At 48.1% G+C, this 16,726-nt stretch carries 15 protein-coding genes; all 15 read left to right on the top strand.

The genetic code is table 11. The annotated features are described in order from the left end of the window. The first annotated feature begins 39 nt into the window (after nucleotides 1–39). The 15 genes from rimP to ACFO5U_RS06160 all read left to right on the top strand — a co-directional run bounded on the left by rimP (nucleotide 40) and on the right by ACFO5U_RS06160 (nucleotide 16,630). Nucleotides 40–525 carry a ribosome maturation factor RimP gene (gene rimP, locus ACFO5U_RS06230; RefSeq protein ID WP_377277634.1) on the top strand — a complete coding sequence of 162 codons (486 nt, stop codon included), beginning with the start codon at nucleotides 40–42 and terminating at the stop codon, nucleotides 523–525. 23 nt (nucleotides 526–548) lie between these two features. Next, nucleotides 549–1,676, top strand: a complete 1,128-nt coding sequence (gene nusA, locus ACFO5U_RS06225; RefSeq protein ID WP_377277632.1) for a transcription termination factor NusA — start codon at nucleotides 549–551, stop codon at nucleotides 1,674–1,676. Nucleotides 1,677–1,695: 19 nt separating this feature from the next. Beyond that, nucleotides 1,696–1,977, top strand: coding sequence for an RNase P modulator RnpM (rnpM, locus tag ACFO5U_RS06220; RefSeq protein ID WP_377277630.1), 282 nt, complete (start codon nucleotides 1,696–1,698; stop codon nucleotides 1,975–1,977). After that, on the top strand, nucleotides 1,974–2,282 hold the full coding sequence (locus ACFO5U_RS06215) for a YlxQ family RNA-binding protein (RefSeq protein ID WP_377277629.1): 309 nt from the start codon (nucleotides 1,974–1,976) through the stop codon (nucleotides 2,280–2,282). Before rnpM ends, ACFO5U_RS06215 begins: the two co-directional genes overlap by 4 nt. Nucleotides 2,283–2,296: 14 nt before the next feature. Further along, complete coding sequence (gene infB, locus ACFO5U_RS06210) at nucleotides 2,297–4,594, top strand: translation initiation factor IF-2 (RefSeq protein WP_377277627.1); 2,298 nt, start codon at nucleotides 2,297–2,299, stop codon at nucleotides 4,592–4,594. Beyond that, on the top strand, nucleotides 4,591–4,869 hold the full coding sequence (locus tag ACFO5U_RS06205; protein ID WP_377277626.1) for a DUF503 domain-containing protein: 279 nt from the start codon (nucleotides 4,591–4,593) through the stop codon (nucleotides 4,867–4,869). The genes infB and ACFO5U_RS06205 overlap by 4 nt, the downstream gene beginning before the upstream one ends. Before the next feature lie 18 nt (nucleotides 4,870–4,887). Next, entirely contained in the window at nucleotides 4,888–5,241 is a 354-nt protein-coding gene (gene rbfA, locus ACFO5U_RS06200) for a 30S ribosome-binding factor RbfA (protein ID WP_377277624.1), read from the top strand. Nucleotides 5,242–5,330: 89 nt separating this feature from the next. Continuing rightward, complete coding sequence (gene truB, locus ACFO5U_RS06195; RefSeq protein WP_377277623.1) at nucleotides 5,331–6,260, top strand: tRNA pseudouridine(55) synthase TruB; 930 nt, start codon at nucleotides 5,331–5,333, stop codon at nucleotides 6,258–6,260. A 1-nt stretch (nucleotide 6,261) separates the two neighbouring features. Continuing rightward, the gene (gene ribF / locus ACFO5U_RS06190) at nucleotides 6,262–7,203 is read left to right on the top strand and encodes a riboflavin biosynthesis protein RibF (protein WP_377277621.1); all 942 of its coding nucleotides are present in this window, start codon (nucleotides 6,262–6,264) and stop codon (nucleotides 7,201–7,203) included. Nucleotides 7,204–7,337: 134 nt separating this feature from the next. Next, complete coding sequence (rpsO, locus tag ACFO5U_RS06185; protein ID WP_068462811.1) at nucleotides 7,338–7,607, top strand: 30S ribosomal protein S15; 270 nt, start codon at nucleotides 7,338–7,340, stop codon at nucleotides 7,605–7,607. Between the two features lie 138 nt (nucleotides 7,608–7,745). Next, nucleotides 7,746–9,857, top strand: coding sequence for a polyribonucleotide nucleotidyltransferase (gene pnp, locus ACFO5U_RS06180; RefSeq protein WP_377277619.1), 2,112 nt, complete (start codon nucleotides 7,746–7,748; stop codon nucleotides 9,855–9,857). Nucleotides 9,858–9,926: 69 nt separating this feature from the next. Next, nucleotides 9,927–11,138: a M16 family metallopeptidase gene (locus ACFO5U_RS06175; protein ID WP_377277617.1), complete on the top strand. Its 1,212-nt coding sequence runs from the start codon at nucleotides 9,927–9,929 to the stop codon at nucleotides 11,136–11,138. Between the two features lie 111 nt (nucleotides 11,139–11,249). Further along, on the top strand, nucleotides 11,250–12,260 hold the full coding sequence (locus ACFO5U_RS06170; RefSeq protein WP_377279467.1) for an aspartate-semialdehyde dehydrogenase: 1,011 nt from the start codon (nucleotides 11,250–11,252) through the stop codon (nucleotides 12,258–12,260). A gap of 197 nt (nucleotides 12,261–12,457) precedes the next feature. After that, on the top strand, nucleotides 12,458–14,125 hold the full coding sequence (locus ACFO5U_RS06165) for a ribonuclease J (protein WP_377277615.1): 1,668 nt from the start codon (nucleotides 12,458–12,460) through the stop codon (nucleotides 14,123–14,125). 81 nt (nucleotides 14,126–14,206) lie between these two features. Beyond that, on the top strand, nucleotides 14,207–16,630 hold the full coding sequence (locus tag ACFO5U_RS06160) for an FtsK/SpoIIIE family DNA translocase (RefSeq protein WP_377277613.1): 2,424 nt from the start codon (nucleotides 14,207–14,209) through the stop codon (nucleotides 16,628–16,630). Nucleotides 16,631–16,726: the final 96 nt, after the last annotated feature.

Raw genomic sequence — 16,726 nt, 5'->3', positions numbered from 1 at the left:
TTCTGTTTGTGGTGGCATATTATTGGCAGGAGGCATTTTATGAGCAAAATTACAGAACAAATTGAAACGATGGCACAACCGATCATCGACGAACTCGAGTTGGAACTAGTCGATGTCGAGTTTTTGAAAGAAGGAAAAAACTGGTTTCTTCGTGTGTTTGTAGACAATCCGCATGCACCGATTGACATCGACCAATGCGCAATCGTCAGCGAACGATTGAGCGAAGTGTTGGATGCAACCGATCCGATCGAGCAAAACTATTTCCTTGAAGTGTCTTCTCCGGGAGCCGAACGGCCGCTGAAGAAAGAAAAGGATTTTGAAAAAGCTTTAGGCAAGTTCATTTACATTAAAACCTATGAGCCGGTTGAAGGCGCAAAAGAGTTTGAAGGGTATTTGAAGTCATACGATGAAGAACAAGTGGAGATTGAGATCAAAATCAAGACCCGCAGAAAGACCATCAGCATCCCGAGAACGAAAATCGCCTTGATCCGTTTGGCGATTGACTTTTCCGCAAAAGCTGAATAGAAGACTTTAGGAGTGAAAAAACAATGAGCAGTGAGTTATTGGATGCTTTAGAAGTATTAGAAAAACAAAAAGGGATCTCTCGCGATGTATTGATCGAAGCGATCGAAGCAGCACTTGTGACAGCATACAAGCGCAACTTCAACCAAGCGCAAAACGTTCGTGTCGATTTGAATCTCGACACAGGCACGATGCTGGTCTATTCCCGCAAAGACGTAGTCGAAGAAGTTGAAGATGAGCGCTTGCAGATTTCATTGGAAGATGCCCATGCTATCAACCCGGTTTATGAAATCGGCGATATCGTAGAAGAAGAAGTCACACCGCGTAATTTCGGGCGCATTGCAGCACAAACTGCAAAGCAAGTTGTGACACAGCGTGTACGCGAGGCTGAGCGCGGATTGATTTTCGAAGAATATGTGGACCGTGCAGATGATATCGTCAACGGCATCGTCGAACGCATGGATGCACGTAATTTATATGTCGGTTTGGGCAAAGTGGAAGCAGTGCTTCCGCAAACAGAGCAAATGCCGAACGAGAGCTATCAGCCGCATGACCGCATTAAAGTTTATATTACGAAAGTCGAACGCACGACACGCGGACCTCAAGTGTTTGTGTCGCGCACGCATCCAGGCCTGTTGCGCCGTTTGTTCGAAAACGAAGTGCCGGAAATTTACGATGGCATCGTCGAAATCAAATCAATTGCACGTGAAGCTGGAGACCGTTCGAAAATTTCGGTCCATGCCCATGACGACGAAGTGGATCCAGTCGGGTCATGTGTCGGTTCACGCGGAGCGCGTGTACAGACAATCGTCAATGAACTTGGCGGCGAGAAGATCGATATCGTAGAATGGTCGGAAGATCCGGTCGTCTTCGTAGCAAATGCACTGAGCCCATCAAAAGTACTTGATGTTCAAGTGAGAGAAGAAGACAAATCAACGACGGTCGTCGTTCCGGATTATCAACTATCGCTTGCTATCGGCAAGCGTGGGCAAAACGCCCGTTTGGCAGCGAAACTTACAGGCTGGAAAATAGATATCAAGAGTGAAACGGATGCCCGTGAATTGGGAATTTATCCGCCTGAAGGCGCGGTAATCGTGGAGTCGGATGCTGACGCTGACACAGATGACTTTGATTTTTACGACGAAGAAGAATAAGCTGAGAAGGTGATATCCGTTGGCTATGCAAAAGAAGATTCCGTTACGCAAATGTGTTGCAACCGGTGAGATGCTTCCGAAAAAAGAAATGATCCGCGTCGTCCGTTCAAAAGAAGGCGAATTGTTCGTCGATTTGACCGGCAAAAAGTCGGGAAGAGGCGCGTACGTTTCAAAATCGGAAGATGCCATCGAAATTGCACGCAAAAAGAAGGTTTTGGACAAGCAACTTGAAGTGAAGGTTCCAGATGAAATTTACGAGGAACTCGTCCGCACCGTACGAAGAGAGCAGCTGAAATCATGAATAAAGAAAAAATCCTTCAATTATTGGGTCTGGCCACGCGAGCACGGAAAATGATCACCGGTGAAGAACTGGTCGTCAGTGAAGTGCGTCGGGGCAATGCGAAATTGGTCATTGTGGCTGAAGACGCATCCGATAACACAAGGAAGAAATTGCAGGACAAATGCAAGTCCTATAATGTTCCAATCCGTATTGGCGCAACCCGCTATGAAATTGGGCATGCAATAGGAAAAGAAGCGCGAGTCGTCCTTGCAATCACCGATAAGGGATTTGCAAAGAAAATGACGAGCCTGTTTGATGAAAACTAACCGGGGGTGAGCAGATGACCAAAATTCGAGTACATGAATACGCGAAAAAAGTAAATAAACCAAGCAAAGACATCATCGATGAATTGTCTAAAATGAATATCCAGGTCAACAATCACATGGCTACATTAGAAGATACTGCTGTGACAAAATTGGATGGCATTTATAAAAAGCCTGCACAAGGATCACGTGCCCAAGGGCAATCACGTCCACAAGGCCAAAACCAGCGCCGCAGCCAAGGGGCGCAAAGCGGCCAATCCCGCCCACAGTCCGGCCAATCGCGTCCACAAGGCGGACAAGGACAAAGCCGTCCTAGCAGCCAAGGGTCGCAAAACCGTTCACAAGGCGGGCAAGGCAGCTCGAAGAGTGGCCAAGCTGCGCAAGGAACAGAGTCTCGCGGTTCTAACTTCACGCCAAAAGCAGCTAAACCGGCTCCAGCACCAGGACAACGCGGCCGCTCAGGCGGACCGGGACGCGGCGGACAAAACCGCAATCGCAACAAAGGCAAGCAGCAGCGCCCAGCGAACCCGATGCCGCCGATGCCAAGAAGAGAAAAAGAGCTGCCGGCAAAAATTACGTTCAGTGAATCATTGACAGTAGGCGAACTGGCGAAAAAATTAGGCCGTGAGCCATCTGAAATCATCAAAAAATTGTTCATGCTCGGCGTAATGGCAACCATCAACCAAGAGTTGGATAAAGATGCCATCGAACTTGTCTGTGCAGAATATGAAGTAGAAGTCGAAGAGGAGATCTTGGTCGATAAAACCGACTTGGAAGTCTACTTCGAACCTGAAGAAGAGTCTTTAAAAGAAGAGCGTCCACCAGTTGTTACCATCATGGGTCACGTTGACCACGGGAAAACGACTTTATTGGATTCCATTCGCCATACGAAAGTGACTGCCGGGGAAGCTGGCGGAATCACTCAGCATATCGGGGCTTACCAAGTAGTCGAAAACGATAAGAAAATTACGTTCCTTGATACACCAGGACACGCCGCGTTTACAACGATGCGTGCACGCGGTGCAAAAGTGACGGATCTTGCCATCATTGTCGTTGCAGCAGACGACGGCGTTATGCCACAGACGGTCGAAGCAATCAACCACGCTAAAGCCGCGGAAGTGCCGATCATCATCGCTGTCAACAAAATGGATAAGCCATCCGCTAACCCGGACCGCGTGATGCAGGAATTGACAGAGCACGGCCTGGTCCCAGAAGCATGGGGCGGCGATACGATTTTCGTTCCGATTTCAGCGCTGAAAGGCGACGGCATCGATACACTTCTTGAGATGATCTTGCTTGTTTCAGAAGTCGGCGAACTAAAAGCAAACCCTGCCCGCCGAGCAATCGGTACGGTCATCGAAGCTGAACTCGACAAAGGGCGCGGATCTGTCGCGACACTACTCGTTCAGGACGGCACGTTACATGTCGGCGATCCAATCGTTGTCGGAAATACGTTCGGACGCGTTCGTGCGATGGTCAGCGACCTAGGACGCCGCGTGAAAACGGCTGGCCCGTCGACGCCAGTAGAAATCACTGGACTCAGCGACGTGCCTCAAGCTGGCGACCGTTTTGTTGTCTTTGAAGATGAAAGAACAGCACGCCAAATTGGTGAAGCACGTTCTGCAACAGCACTTCAAGAAATGCGTTCTGAAAAGAACCGCGTAACGCTTGATAATTTGTTCGACCAATTGAAGCAAGGCGAAATGAAAGAGCTGAATTTGATCGTCAAAGCTGACGTTCAAGGTACAGTCGAAGCAATGGCTGCTTCACTCTTGAAAATCGATGTCGAAGGCGTTAATGTCAAAGTCATCCATACGGGTGCTGGTGCTATTACTGAATCTGACGTTTCACTTGCGGCAGCTTCTAATGCCATCATCATTGGCTTTAACGTACGCCCGGACGTAAATGCGAAACGCGCTGCAGATGCAGAAGGCGTCGACATCCGTTTGCACCGCATCATCTACAAAGTGATCGAGGAAATCGAAGCAGCGATGAAAGGCCTCTTGGACCCAGAGTTCGAAGAGAAAATCATCGGCCAAGCAGAAATCCGCAGCACGTTCAAAGTATCCAAAGTCGGAACGATTGCGGGCAGCTACGTAACAGACGGCAAGATCACCCGCGATAGCGGCGTCCGCGTTATCCGCGAAGGCATCGTTGTCTTCGAAGGCGAAATCGATACTTTGAAACGTTTCAAAGATGACGCAAAAGAAGTCGCGAAAGGCTATGAGTGCGGTGTAACAATCAAGAACTTCAACGATGTCAAAGAAGGCGACATCATTGAAGCGTACATCATGGAAGAAATCAAACGTACGTGATCATTTCCATGGAATGCGAGTTTTTCATCCCTATAGCGCATTCATTGAAAGATAAGCGGGCAGTCGTCAAAAGCATGATGACGCGCGTCAAGCAAAAGTTTAATGTATCCGCGGCCGAAATTGGCCACCAGCAAGTATGGCAACGCACGCGCCTGGCCTTTGTCACCGTCGCTTCTTCCAAGGAAGTGGCGGAGCGGGAGATGGCGCACGTGCTGCGCTTTTTGGAAAGCAATCCGTCGTGGGAATGCATGGAAATAGAGAAAGAATATTTGTAAGAACGGAGTGGATTCGAAATGTCATCAATGCGCTCGAATCGTGTAGCTGAGCAAATGAAAAAAGAGCTCGGCGAGATTATCGGTAGAAAATTGAAAGATCCGCGCATCGGATTTGTCACAGTGACAGATGTCGAAGTGACGGGCGACCTTCAACAGGCAACGGTCTATATTAGCGTGTTGGGCGATGATAAAGCGAAAGAGCAGACTTTGCTCGGCTTGTCCAAGTCCAAAGGGTTCATCCGCTCGGAAATCGGACAGCGGATCCGTTTGCGCAAGACTCCTGAGTTGGCGTTTGAAATCGATTCGTCTGTAGCATACGGCAATCGAATCGAATCTTTGCTGCGGGATATTAAAGAACCAACAGAAGAGTAAAAGAAAAGCCTGCTGGTCTATATTAGACAGCAGGCTTTTTTCTACATAGCAAATGGATAAAAAAGCTAATGGCGAAAGAGGTGGCGACAATGGAGCCGAATGGAATTCTTCCCTTATGGAAAGAACCGGGAATGACTTCCCATGATTGTGTTTTCCGCCTGCGGAAAATCTTGAAAACGAAAAAAGTCGGACATACCGGCACACTTGATCCTCAAGTGGACGGTGTGCTGCCAATTTGTTTGGGGCGTTCTACGAAAGTGGCAGAATACATTACGGATCAAGGAAAGACTTATGAAGCGCAAGTGTTGATCGGATATTCAACGGAAACCGAGGATGCGGAAGGTGCTGTGGTCGATCAGGATCCGTCTGAAAAGACGATTTCAAGAAATCAATTGGAAGCCGCCTTGGAAAGTTTGACTGGGGACATCGAACAAATTCCACCAATGTATTCTGCTGTTAAAGTAAACGGCAGAAAGCTTTACGAGTACGCACGAAAAGGTGAAACGGTCGATCGGCCGGTGCGGACTGTCCGCATCGATTCCATCGAGCTGCTCGACCACAATGATTCCTGGAGCGGGCAAAACATTCGATTCCGCATCCGCATCCGCTGCGGAAAAGGCACATACATCCGGACCTTGGCCGTACAGATCGGCCAGGCGCTTGGCTATCCTGCGCATATGTCGCAGCTGACACGGACGGAATCGGGGAGCTTCACCAAAGCGCAATGTGTCACACTTGCCGAAGTTGAAGATATTGCCCAAAATGGAGATATCGGCTCAGTACTGCAGCCGATTGCATACGGATTGAGCGCATTTCCCTTCACAGAACTGACGCCGGATTTGATGTTCGGCATTAAGAATGGACAAGTATTGGATGCCCATCCGATCCTGAAGGAAAAACCGTTCATCGTCTTCACTTACGGCGGCGAGCCGGTGGCGTTGTATAAAAGACATCCGGACAAGGCAGGCAAAATGAAACCTGAAAAAATGTTTGGATTCCCTAAAACAGGCGAGGTGTAATATGAAAATCATTCATTTGAGTTTTCCTCACGAGATGGAGGCTACAGACTATGCGCCGATTTCGATGGCAATCGGATTTTTCGACGGCGTCCATAAAGGCCATCAGCAAGTTATCGGAACAGCAATCGACAAAGCGCGCAGCCAACAGATGAAATCGGCTGTGATGACATTCGATCCACATCCGTCGCTCGTTCTCGGCGGCCGAAAAGAAGAAGTATTCTACATCACGCCACTAGGACAAAAAATGGAAATTCTACAGGAGATGGGCGTCGACATATGTTATATCGTCCGCTTTACGTCGGAGTTTGCGAAACTTTCACCTGAGCAATTCATCGAGCACTTCATTAAAGGTTTAGGCGTCAAGCAAGTCGTCGCCGGCTTCGATTTTTCGTTCGGTTCCAAAGGCAGCGGTGATATGGAGCTGATGGAAACACTCAGCGGCGGGCATTACGAGGTGACAACCATCAGCAAGCTAGAACAAGGCGATGAGAAAATCAGTTCGACGCGTATCCGCCATCTATTAAAGGATGGCTGCGTAGAGCCGGTCCACCAATTGCTTGGCCGTCCTTACCGCATATCAGGGACCGTGGTCAACGGCGACAAGCGCGGACGGACAATCGGTTTTCCGACCGCGAATGTCGAACCGGAACTCGGCACTTTCGTTCCAAAGCGCGGCGTTTATGCTGTGCGTATCGAAGTGCAAGGCATGTATTTCGACGGAGTCTGCAATGTCGGCTATAAACCGACATTCCATAACCCAGACATCAAAAATCTGGTGATCGAGGTCCACATCCTTGATTTCGATAAGTCCATCTATGGTGAAAAAGTGACAGTCGAATGGCATAAACGGATCCGGGATGAGCAAAAGTTTTCGGGTATCGACGAGCTGAAAGCGCATATCGGACAGGATAAAGAAACCGCAAAACAATATTTCGAGGGATGAATCCGGCAGTTGATTTCAAGAAATCACTGTGCTATGATAACTGAGTACTAAACGTACTAACCGTTGCTTGGCAAATCGAATCACCAACGTTTGCTCAGTAATTGGGGCTATTAGAGATTAGGAGGTGGAACAGCATGGCAATCACTCAAGAACGTAAAAATGAATTGATCAATGAATACAAAGTGCATGACACTGACACTGGTTCTCCAGAAATTCAGATCGCTATTCTTACTGAAGACATCAACAACTTGAACGAGCACTTGCGTACCCACAAGAAAGATCATCACTCACGTCGTGGTCTATTCAAAATGGTCGGACGCCGTCGTAACTTGCTTAAATACCTACGCGAGAACGATGTACAACGCTACCGTGAGTTAATCGGAAGACTTGGCCTACGCCGATAATAGCAAGAAAAGAAAGCGGGATTCGTCCCGCTTTTTCTTTATGCTTAAAACTTTAGCATTCAATCGCACTCTAGATGCTTTTTTGATACACTATTTATGATTACATAACGAGAAACACAGTAAGAGAGGAGCTCGATTATGGAGCAAACAAAAAAGGTTTACACATTTGACTGGGCAGGCCGCGAACTTAAGGTTGAAGTCGGTCAATTGGCAAAACAAGCAAACGGGGCAGCATTAATCCGTTATGGAGATACAGCAGTCTTATCCACAGCAACAGCTTCAAAAACACCAAAGCCACTGGACTTTTTCCCGTTGACGGTGAACTATGAAGAGCGCCAATACGCAGTCGGAAAAATCCCAGGCGGTTTCATTAAACGCGAAGGGCGTCCGTCTGAGAAGGCGACTTTGACGAGCCGTTTGATCGACCGTCCATTGCGTCCGCTTTTCCCGGATGGCTTCCGCAACGAAGTGCAAGTTATTTCCATGGTCATGTCAGTCGACCAGGATTGCCCTTCTGAAATGGCAGCGATGTTCGGTTCGTCTTTGTCATTGATGATTTCCGACATCCCATTCGACGGCCCGATTGCAGGCGTCATCGTAGGACTGGTTGACGGTGAATACCTCATCAATCCGACAGGCGAGCAAATGGAGAAAAGTTCGATCAACTTGATTGTCGCAGGCACGAAAGATGCCATCAATATGGTGGAAGCAGGCGCAAAAGAAGTTTCTGAAGAAGTGATTCTAGAAGCGATCATGTTCGGGCATGAAGAAATCAAAAAATTGATCGCTTTCCAGGAAGAAATCGCTGCAGAAGTAGCCAAGGAAAAAACAGCGGTTCAATTATATGAACTGGATGCTGAATTGACAGCGGAACTGAAAGCGGCAGTTGAGCAAGACTTGAATGCTGCAGTGCAAGTGAACGAAAAGCAAGCACGCAACGAAGCGATTGCGGAAGTCCGCGAACGTGCGCTCGAGCCATATGCAGAATCAGCAGACGATATCAAAAAGCAAGCGGGCCAGATTTTGGATAAAATGGTCAAAGACGAAGTGCGCCGTCTTATCACGGATGAGAAAATCCGTCCGGATGGCCGTGGACCTTCAGAAATCCGCGCGTTGTCTTCTGAAGTTGGGGTACTCGCTCGTACACACGGATCTGGGCTATTCACACGCGGCCAAACACAGGCAATGAGTATTTGTACGCTTGGGGCACTCGGCGATGTACAAATTATCGACGGCCTTGGCTTAGAAGAGACGAAGCGTTTTATGCATCATTATAATTTCCCATTATTCTCTGTTGGTGAAACAGGTTTCCTACGCGGACCTGGACGCCGCGAAATCGGCCACGGCGCCCTTGGCGAACGTGCGCTTGAAGCGGTCATCCCGAATGAAAAAGATTTCCCATATACGATCCGACTCGTTTCTGAAGTGTTGGAATCAAACGGTTCAACATCACAGGCGAGCATCTGTGCTTCAACTTTGGCCATGATGGACGCTGGTGTGCCGTTGAAAGCACCAGTTGCCGGCATTGCTATGGGGCTTGTGAAAAAAGGCGACAACTATACGGTATTATCCGATATCCAGGGCATGGAAGACTATCTTGGCGATATGGACTTTAAAGTAGCCGGAACAGCAGAAGGCGTCACGGCGCTTCAAATGGACATTAAAATCGATGGCTTGTCCCGTGCGATTTTAGAAGAGGCATTGTCGCAAGCGAAAGTCGGACGACTCCATATTTTGGAATCGATGATCGCTACGATCAATACACCGCGCACTACCTTGTCGAAATTCGCACCGAAAATCATCATGGTGAAAATCAACCCTGACAAAATCCGTGACGTCATCGGGCCGGGCGGAAAAGTCATCAACAAGATCATCGATGAGACTGGCGTCAAGATCGATACAGAGCAAGATGGCACGATTTTCATTTCCTCAGTTGATGAAGAAATGAATGCCAAAGCGAAAGCGATGATCGAGAATATCGTCCGCGAAGCGAAAGTCGGCGAATACTACGAAGGCGCCGTCAAGCGCATCGAAAAATTCGGCGCATTCGTTGAATTGTTCCCAGGCAAAGACGGGCTGCTCCATATTTCCGAAATCCAGGAAGAACGGACGAAGGAAGTAGAAGATGTCTTGAAGATGGGCCAGCTAGTGCAAGTCAAGGTCATCGAAATTGACCGTCAAGGACGCGTGAACTTGTCACGCAAAATCGTCCTGAAAGAACAGCAAGAATCATCAGCAGACAAAGCATAAAATTGCATTGAATAAAAAATTGCCGGTAGTAGTTGCCGGCAATTTTTTTCATATACAGGAGGTCTTTACATGGTTACGACTTATACTTGCCAAAACGGATTACGCATCGTATCTGAGCACATCCCTCATTTCCGTTCGGTGTCGGTCGGTGTCTTCGTCAATACGGGGTCGCGCGACGAACGCCCTGAAGAAAACGGCATCACCCATTTTATCGAGCATTTGTTGTTTAAAGGAACAAAGACGCGCAGCGCCAAAGATATCGCGCGGGAGTTTGACCGCATCGGCGGTGATTTGAACGCCTATACGTCCAAAGAATATACTTGTTATTACGCGAAGGTGCTAGATCATCATGCATCGTTAGCGGTGGATGTTCTGGCGGATATGTTCTTTAATTCTGTGATGGAACCGGAAGAAATCGATAAAGAACGCCTTGTTGTCAAAGAAGAAATCAGCATGACAGAAGATATGGCGGACGACGATGTGCACGAACAATTGTGGCGCGTCATGTATCCGGACAATGCCATCGGAGCGCCGATTTTAGGCACCGTGAAAACACTCGACGGGTTTGGCAGAGACCAGATTTTCGACTATATGGAACGCCATTACACGCCGTCCAATACGGTGGTATCGGTAGCAGGCCATATCGACCAGGAGCTGCTTCGCCAAATTGAGAGGCTGTTCGGTACATTCGAGCGCTCCAACCCAGGGAAACCCCATGTGTTGCCGATTTTTGTGCCAGGCAAGTCGATCAAGCAAAAAGAAACTGAACAAGCGCATCTATGTCTAGGTTATCCTGGCTTGTCTTTGAAGGACGATCGACTGTTCGCGCTTGCGGTAATGAATACGATTGTCGGCGGTTCGATGTCGTCGAGGTTGTTCCAGGAAATCCGTGAAGACCGCGGACTGGCCTATTCGGTGTATTCGTACCATTCGGCTTATTCAGACCACGGGACACTTGCCATATACGGCGGCACAGCGCCGCATCAGGTAGGCGAAGTGGAACAATTGATCCGAGGCTCGCTCCAACGCATGACAGACGGTGACATTAGCGAGGCGGAAGTGGAAGATTCGCGTGAGCAGTTAAAAGGCAATTTGGTGCTGGGGATGGAAAGCACAGGCGCACGCATGAGCCGCAACGGCAAGTATGAACTGCTCCACGGCAAGCATCAGACAGTCGATGACATTATCGGATTGATTGATGCGGTAAAACGCGACGATGTGTTGGAACTGATGAAGTTGACTACTCAAGCTCCGGCCCTTTCCATTATCCGTTCCCAATGATCTGTGTTAGCAATTGCCACAATTTGTTCCTCAGCTCGGGTAAATTATGTTACAATAACGCAAATTAGTTATGAAGGAGAGAATCGAGTGAAAACTTATAATGTCGCGATCATGGGCGCCACTGGGGCTGTTGGTCAACAAATGAAAGACCAGTTGGAAAAGCGCAAGTTTCCAATTGGCAACATCAAGTTCTTATCATCTAAACGTTCTGCGGGAACTGCGATAGAATTCAATGGCCAGTCTTATACGGTAGAAGAAGCCACGCCTGATTCTTTCGATGGTGTCGATATTGCGCTATTCAGCGCAGGAGGCAGTGTGTCAGAGAAATTTGCGCCCGAAGCTGTCAAACGCGGTGCGATTGTAGTGGACAATACGAGTGCCTTCCGAATGAACGAAGAAGTGCCACTCGTCGTGCCTGAAGTAAATAAAGAAGCGCTGAAAAGCAATTCCGGCGTCATCGCGAACCCGAACTGCTCAACCATTCAAATGGTCTGCGCATTGCAGCCGCTAAAAGAGCGTTTCGGCTTGAACAAGATCATCGTTTCGACGTATCAGGCGGTGTCGGGCGCCGGCATCGATGCCATCAACGAATTGAAAGACCAGGCAGCGGATTTTGATAATGCTGCGACGGCAGAAGCGAAAGTGTTGCCGGTCAAATCGGCTGAACGCCATTTTCCGATTGCATTCAATGCCGTGCCGCAGATCGATCAGTTTGCCGATAATGGCTTTACACTAGAAGAAATGAAGATGATCAACGAAACGAAAAAAATCATGAATGCACAAAGCTTGGCAGTTGCCGCAACGTGCGTACGATTGCCGGTCGTCACGGGGCATTCTGAATCGGTTTACGCAGAATTCGACAGTGCGCCGACTTTAGAGCAAGTGAGAGATGCGTTGCGCACGGCGCCTGGCGTCATCTTGCAAGATGATCCTTCCAAGCAGGAATATCCCATGCCGCTGATGGCAGCCGGAAAAGACGAAGTGTTCGTCGGCCGGATCCGCCAAGATCTTGACAACCCGAACGGCTACCATTTATGGATCGTCTCAGATAACTTGATCAAAGGCGCAGCACTCAATTCCGTTCAAATCGCGGAAGCGCTCATTGAAGAACAATTGATATAAGGTGCATTATGAGCCACACGCTTCACCGGGAAGTATTTTTCCTGGATGGGCGTGTGTTTTTGTGTTCAAGGCAATATTTTTAAAGCGCGGATTTCCCCAAAAAGTGGAGAATATTTTTTCTTTGGACTGTTACCGGTGATTACCGTATAATGAAGACTATGGATCTGTACGGGTGAATTATTTTAGGAGGAAATCAATTGAGTAAAATTAAAAATGAAGTTATTAAAGTTATTCCGCTCGGCGGAGTAGGAGAAATCGGGAAAGCGATGTACGTAATCGACATCGATGATGATTTGTTCGTGGTCGATAGCGGATTGATGTTCCCGGAAGATGAGATGCTCGGCGTCGACATCGTTATTCCAGACGTCACTTATCTCGAAGAAAACAAAGACCGTGTCAAAGGGATCTTCCTGACGCACGGCCATGAAGATGCGATCGGCTCGATTGCGTATCTATTGAAAAAAGTCCAAGCGCCGGTTTACGGTTCGAAGTTGACCATCGCGCTGGCTAAAGAGCATGTAAAAGAACTCGGCTCGCTGAAGCACTATAAATTCTTTGAAGTGACAAACAAAAGCCGTATGAATTTCGATAAAACCCATGTGACATTTTTCCATACTACACACAGCATCCCGGATGCACTGGGCATCGTTTTCCATACATCTGAAGGCGCCATTGTTCATACAGGCGAATTCAAATTCGACCAATCGATGAGAGGCAGCTACCGTCCGGATTACGCTAAAATGGCGAAACTCGGTGAAGATGGTGTCTTGATGCTGCTGTCAGATTCGACAGAAGCGGAACGCCCGGGGTACACAACGTCTGAAACAGTCGTTGCAGACCATATCCTGACTGCATTCCATCAAGCACCAGGGCGCATTCTCGTGTCGCTTTATTCATCAAACTTCATCCGTATTCAACAAGTGTTCGATATCGCCAAGCAAACCGGCAAAAAAGTGGCGGTTGTCGGCAAAAGCTTAGAAAAAAGCTACGAAGTCGGCTTACGCTTAGATTATTTGCAAGTGGACGAAGAAACGGTCATTTCCGTGAAGGATCTTGAAAAATACAATGATGATGAAGTCGTCGTCATCGTGACGGGCAATCAAGGTGAGCCCCTTGAAGCGCTTGATAAAATGGTCAAGCGCCAGCATAAAGATATCCGCATCAATGCAACAGATACGGTATTGATCACGTTCACTCCGTCTCCAGGGATGGAAGTGCCGATGTTCCAGACAATGAACAAATTGGCAAAAGCAGGCGCGAAAGTGTTGACAGCGAATAAGAAAGTCCACGTGTCCGGCCATGGCAGCCAGGAAGACTTGAAGATGATGTTGAACTTGATGCAGCCGAAATATTTTATCCCGATCCAAGGCGAGTACAAAATGCTGATTGCCCATTCTAAATTGGCGCAGCAAGTCGGAATTGCAAAATCCGATATCTTCATCGCCGATAAGGGCGATATCGTCGAATACCGCAAAGAAAAAGTACGCATGAGCGGCCGCGTCACGACAGGGAATGTATTGATCGATGGGATCGGCATTGGCGATGTCGGAAACATTGTCCTTCGTGACCGTAAATTATTGTCACAAGACGGCATCTTCATTATCGTCGTAACATTGAACCGCAAAGAAAAACGCATCGCTTCTGGTCCAGAAATCATTTCCAGAGGATTTGTCTACGTCCGCGAGTCGGAAAAATTACTCGACGAGTCGAGCCAATTGGTCCGCAAAGTGGTCGACAAATACGTTACGCGTGATGCGTTCGAATGGAACAATATCAAACAGGAAATCCGTGATACGCTCAATTCGTATTTGTATCAACAGACGAAACGGCGTCCGATGATCATTCCGATTATCATGGAATACTAAGCCAAGAATACAAGTAAAGGGATTCCGTACCGATCTAATCGGCAGGAATCCCTTTTATTACGGAAGAAAAGAGGGAATTACATGGCGCGAAGCCGTACGACCACCAAAACAACTGCAAAGCCGCGTACCAAACCGCGCAATACTCCTCGGGCCAAACCGAAAACGAACAAGAAAAAAAGACAGCCAGTGCCGATGATCGCTTATGAAGTGACCGGTCTCGTCATGATCGCCATCGCGATTTTGATGGTTTTCCGGTTAGGGCTGATCGGGCGGATGTTCAATAACATCGCTGAATTTATGGCAGGTTATTTGGCATTTCTCGTACCGATCGCATTGATTGCCTTAGCGCTCCATATCATGGTAAAGCGTGGCATACCGAAAATCCGGTTGAAAACAGCGACAGGTTCGTTGTTTCTTATGGCAGGGGGATTGCTCATCAGCCATTTGATTTGGTCAGCAAGCTCCATACTCCCGATCACTTCTAGCAATGTAATGTCTGAAACTTCGAAAATGACGCAAATGACCGGAACGATTTGGGGAGATTTCCAGGCAACCGGAGGCGGCATGCTCGGGGCATTCCTTTATGCGATGCTACATGTGCTGTTCGCCACTGCGGGTACCTGGGTGATCGCCTTCATCCTCGTGTCGATCGGTGCCATCATTTTAACTGGAAAAACAGCGGCGCCGTTTATCGCAGAGCGTTTGCCTGCTGCAGGTGAAGCTATGCGTGCGGCAATCGAGCGCATCAAACCGGAGAAATCCGCTCCTGCGAAAAAACCGCGCAGAAAATCAGCACCTGAAAAGGTGCTCGAAATGAACGATCAATTGTCATATGACGATGCACTTGAAGAGCCTGAAAAGACCTTTGTTTTTGATCAGGAGGAAACAGATGCCCAACCGGATGAAGCGGCCGAAAAAGAACCGATCATTTCCGCTTTCACTGAAAACGTCAAACCGAAAAAACAAGCGGTCAGCTCTCAAACACAAAATTCCGAAGCGGCCGATGAAGTGCGCAATGTCGACCCGGAAACGGGCGAAATCTTGAAAGAGCCGGTCATGTCCATGAAAGAAGAAGCGGAAAATGAAGATTATACGCTGCCGCCGATCGACTTGTTGACGCTGCCGCCGCATAGCGACCAAAGCGGGGAATATTCCGGTATTCAGAAAAACGCAAAAAAACTCGAGAAAACTTTCCAAAGTTTCGGTGTCCGTGCGAAAGTGACGCAAGTCCACTTAGGGCCTGCTGTCACCAAATACGAAGTGCTGCCGGATGTTGGCGTAAAAGTCAGTAAAATCGTCAGCCTTCACGATGATTTGGCACTGGCGCTAGCTGCCCGTGATATACGCATAGAAGCTCCGATTCCAGGGAAGTCGGCGATTGGCATTGAAGTGCCGAACACCGAAGTCGCGGTTGTCAGTTTGCGTGAAGTGTTGGAATCAGAAGAAAACAACCGACCTAATTCAAAATTATTGTTCGGCCTCGGACGTGATGTGACTGGACAAGCGGTGATGACAGAGCTGAATAAGATGCCGCATTTGCTTGTAGCAGGATCTACCGGCAGCGGAAAATCGGTGTGCATCAACGGCATCATCACCAGCATCATCATGCGCGCCAAGCCGCATGAAGTGAAAATGATGATGATCGACCCGAAAATGGTTGAATTGAATGTCTACAATGGCATTCCTCATTTGCTCGCTCCTGTTGTGACGGATCCTAGAAAAGCTGCACAAGCATTGAAGAAAATCGTCTCGGAGATGGAGCGTCGCTATGAGCTGTTTTCCCACACCGGCACGCGCAATATTGAAGGATACAACGAATATGTCAATAAATTCAATGAAGAAAATGAAGAAAAGCATCCAAAGTTGCCGTTTATCGTCGTCATCGTCGATGAATTGGCGGATCTGATGATGGTCGCATCCAATGAAGTGGAAGATGCCATTACAAGGCTTGCACAGATGGCGCGTGCGGCAGGGATCCATTTGATCATTGCGACACAGCGTCCGAGCGTTAACGTCATAACCGGCGTCATCAAAGCGAATATCCCGTCGCGCATCGCGTTTGCGGTGTCATCTGCTATCGATTCCCGTACCATACTCGATATGGGCGGTGCGGAAAAATTACTCGGTCGCGGAGATATGCTGTTTCTTGGTGCAGGACAATCCAAGCCCGTGCGTGTGCAAGGCGCATTTTTATCAGATGCTGAAGTCGAGAAAATCGTCGACTTTTCCATCGAGCAGCAAAAAGCGCAATATCAGGAGGATATGATTCCTTCCGATGTAGAAGAAGTCAGTGTCGATGCTGATACCGATGAATTATACGATGATGCGGTCCAATTGGTTACTGAAATGCAGACAGCATCCGTTTCCATGCTGCAGCGCAGGTTCCGGGTCGGCTATTCGCGTGCTGCACGCATTATAGACCAAATGGAACAGCGCGGAGTGGTCGGACCTTACGAGGGCAGTAAGCCACGCCATGTTCTGGTTCCTAAGCAGGAAGAATACTGAGCCGAAAATAGCTGATTTGTGACAAATTGTTTAGATTTTGAGAAGGATTGTTTGCAAAAATTCGCAGAATTCGACAAATTGCTATTTATTTCAATC

It is taken from the genome of Planococcus dechangensis, from assembly GCF_042654465.1.
GTDB lineage: Bacteria > Bacillota > Bacilli > Bacillales_A > Planococcaceae > Planococcus > Planococcus dechangensis.
This window is presented reverse-complemented; position numbering and strand designations above follow the sequence as displayed.

Excerpts from the sequence above, each read along its gene's own strand:
- rimP (WP_377277634.1), top strand. The coding sequence starts at position 40 with ATGAGCAAAATTACAGAACAAATTGAAACGATGGCACAACCGATCATC.
- nusA (WP_377277632.1), top strand. The coding sequence starts at position 549 with ATGAGCAGTGAGTTATTGGATGCTTTAGAAGTATTAGAAAAACAAAAA.
- ACFO5U_RS06215 (WP_377277629.1), top strand. The coding sequence starts at position 1,974 with ATGAATAAAGAAAAAATCCTTCAATTATTGGGTCTGGCCACGCGAGCA.
- infB (WP_377277627.1), top strand. The coding sequence starts at position 2,297 with ATGACCAAAATTCGAGTACATGAATACGCGAAAAAAGTAAATAAACCA.
- rbfA (WP_377277624.1), top strand. The coding sequence starts at position 4,888 with ATGTCATCAATGCGCTCGAATCGTGTAGCTGAGCAAATGAAAAAAGAG.
- truB (WP_377277623.1), top strand. The coding sequence starts at position 5,331 with ATGGAGCCGAATGGAATTCTTCCCTTATGGAAAGAACCGGGAATGACT.
- ribF (WP_377277621.1), top strand. The coding sequence starts at position 6,262 with ATGAAAATCATTCATTTGAGTTTTCCTCACGAGATGGAGGCTACAGAC.
- rpsO (WP_068462811.1), top strand. The coding sequence starts at position 7,338 with ATGGCAATCACTCAAGAACGTAAAAATGAATTGATCAATGAATACAAA.
- pnp (WP_377277619.1), top strand. The coding sequence starts at position 7,746 with ATGGAGCAAACAAAAAAGGTTTACACATTTGACTGGGCAGGCCGCGAA.
- ACFO5U_RS06175 (WP_377277617.1), top strand. The coding sequence starts at position 9,927 with ATGGTTACGACTTATACTTGCCAAAACGGATTACGCATCGTATCTGAG.
- ACFO5U_RS06170 (WP_377279467.1), top strand. The coding sequence starts at position 11,250 with ATGGGCGCCACTGGGGCTGTTGGTCAACAAATGAAAGACCAGTTGGAA.
- ACFO5U_RS06160 (WP_377277613.1), top strand. The coding sequence starts at position 14,207 with ATGGCGCGAAGCCGTACGACCACCAAAACAACTGCAAAGCCGCGTACC.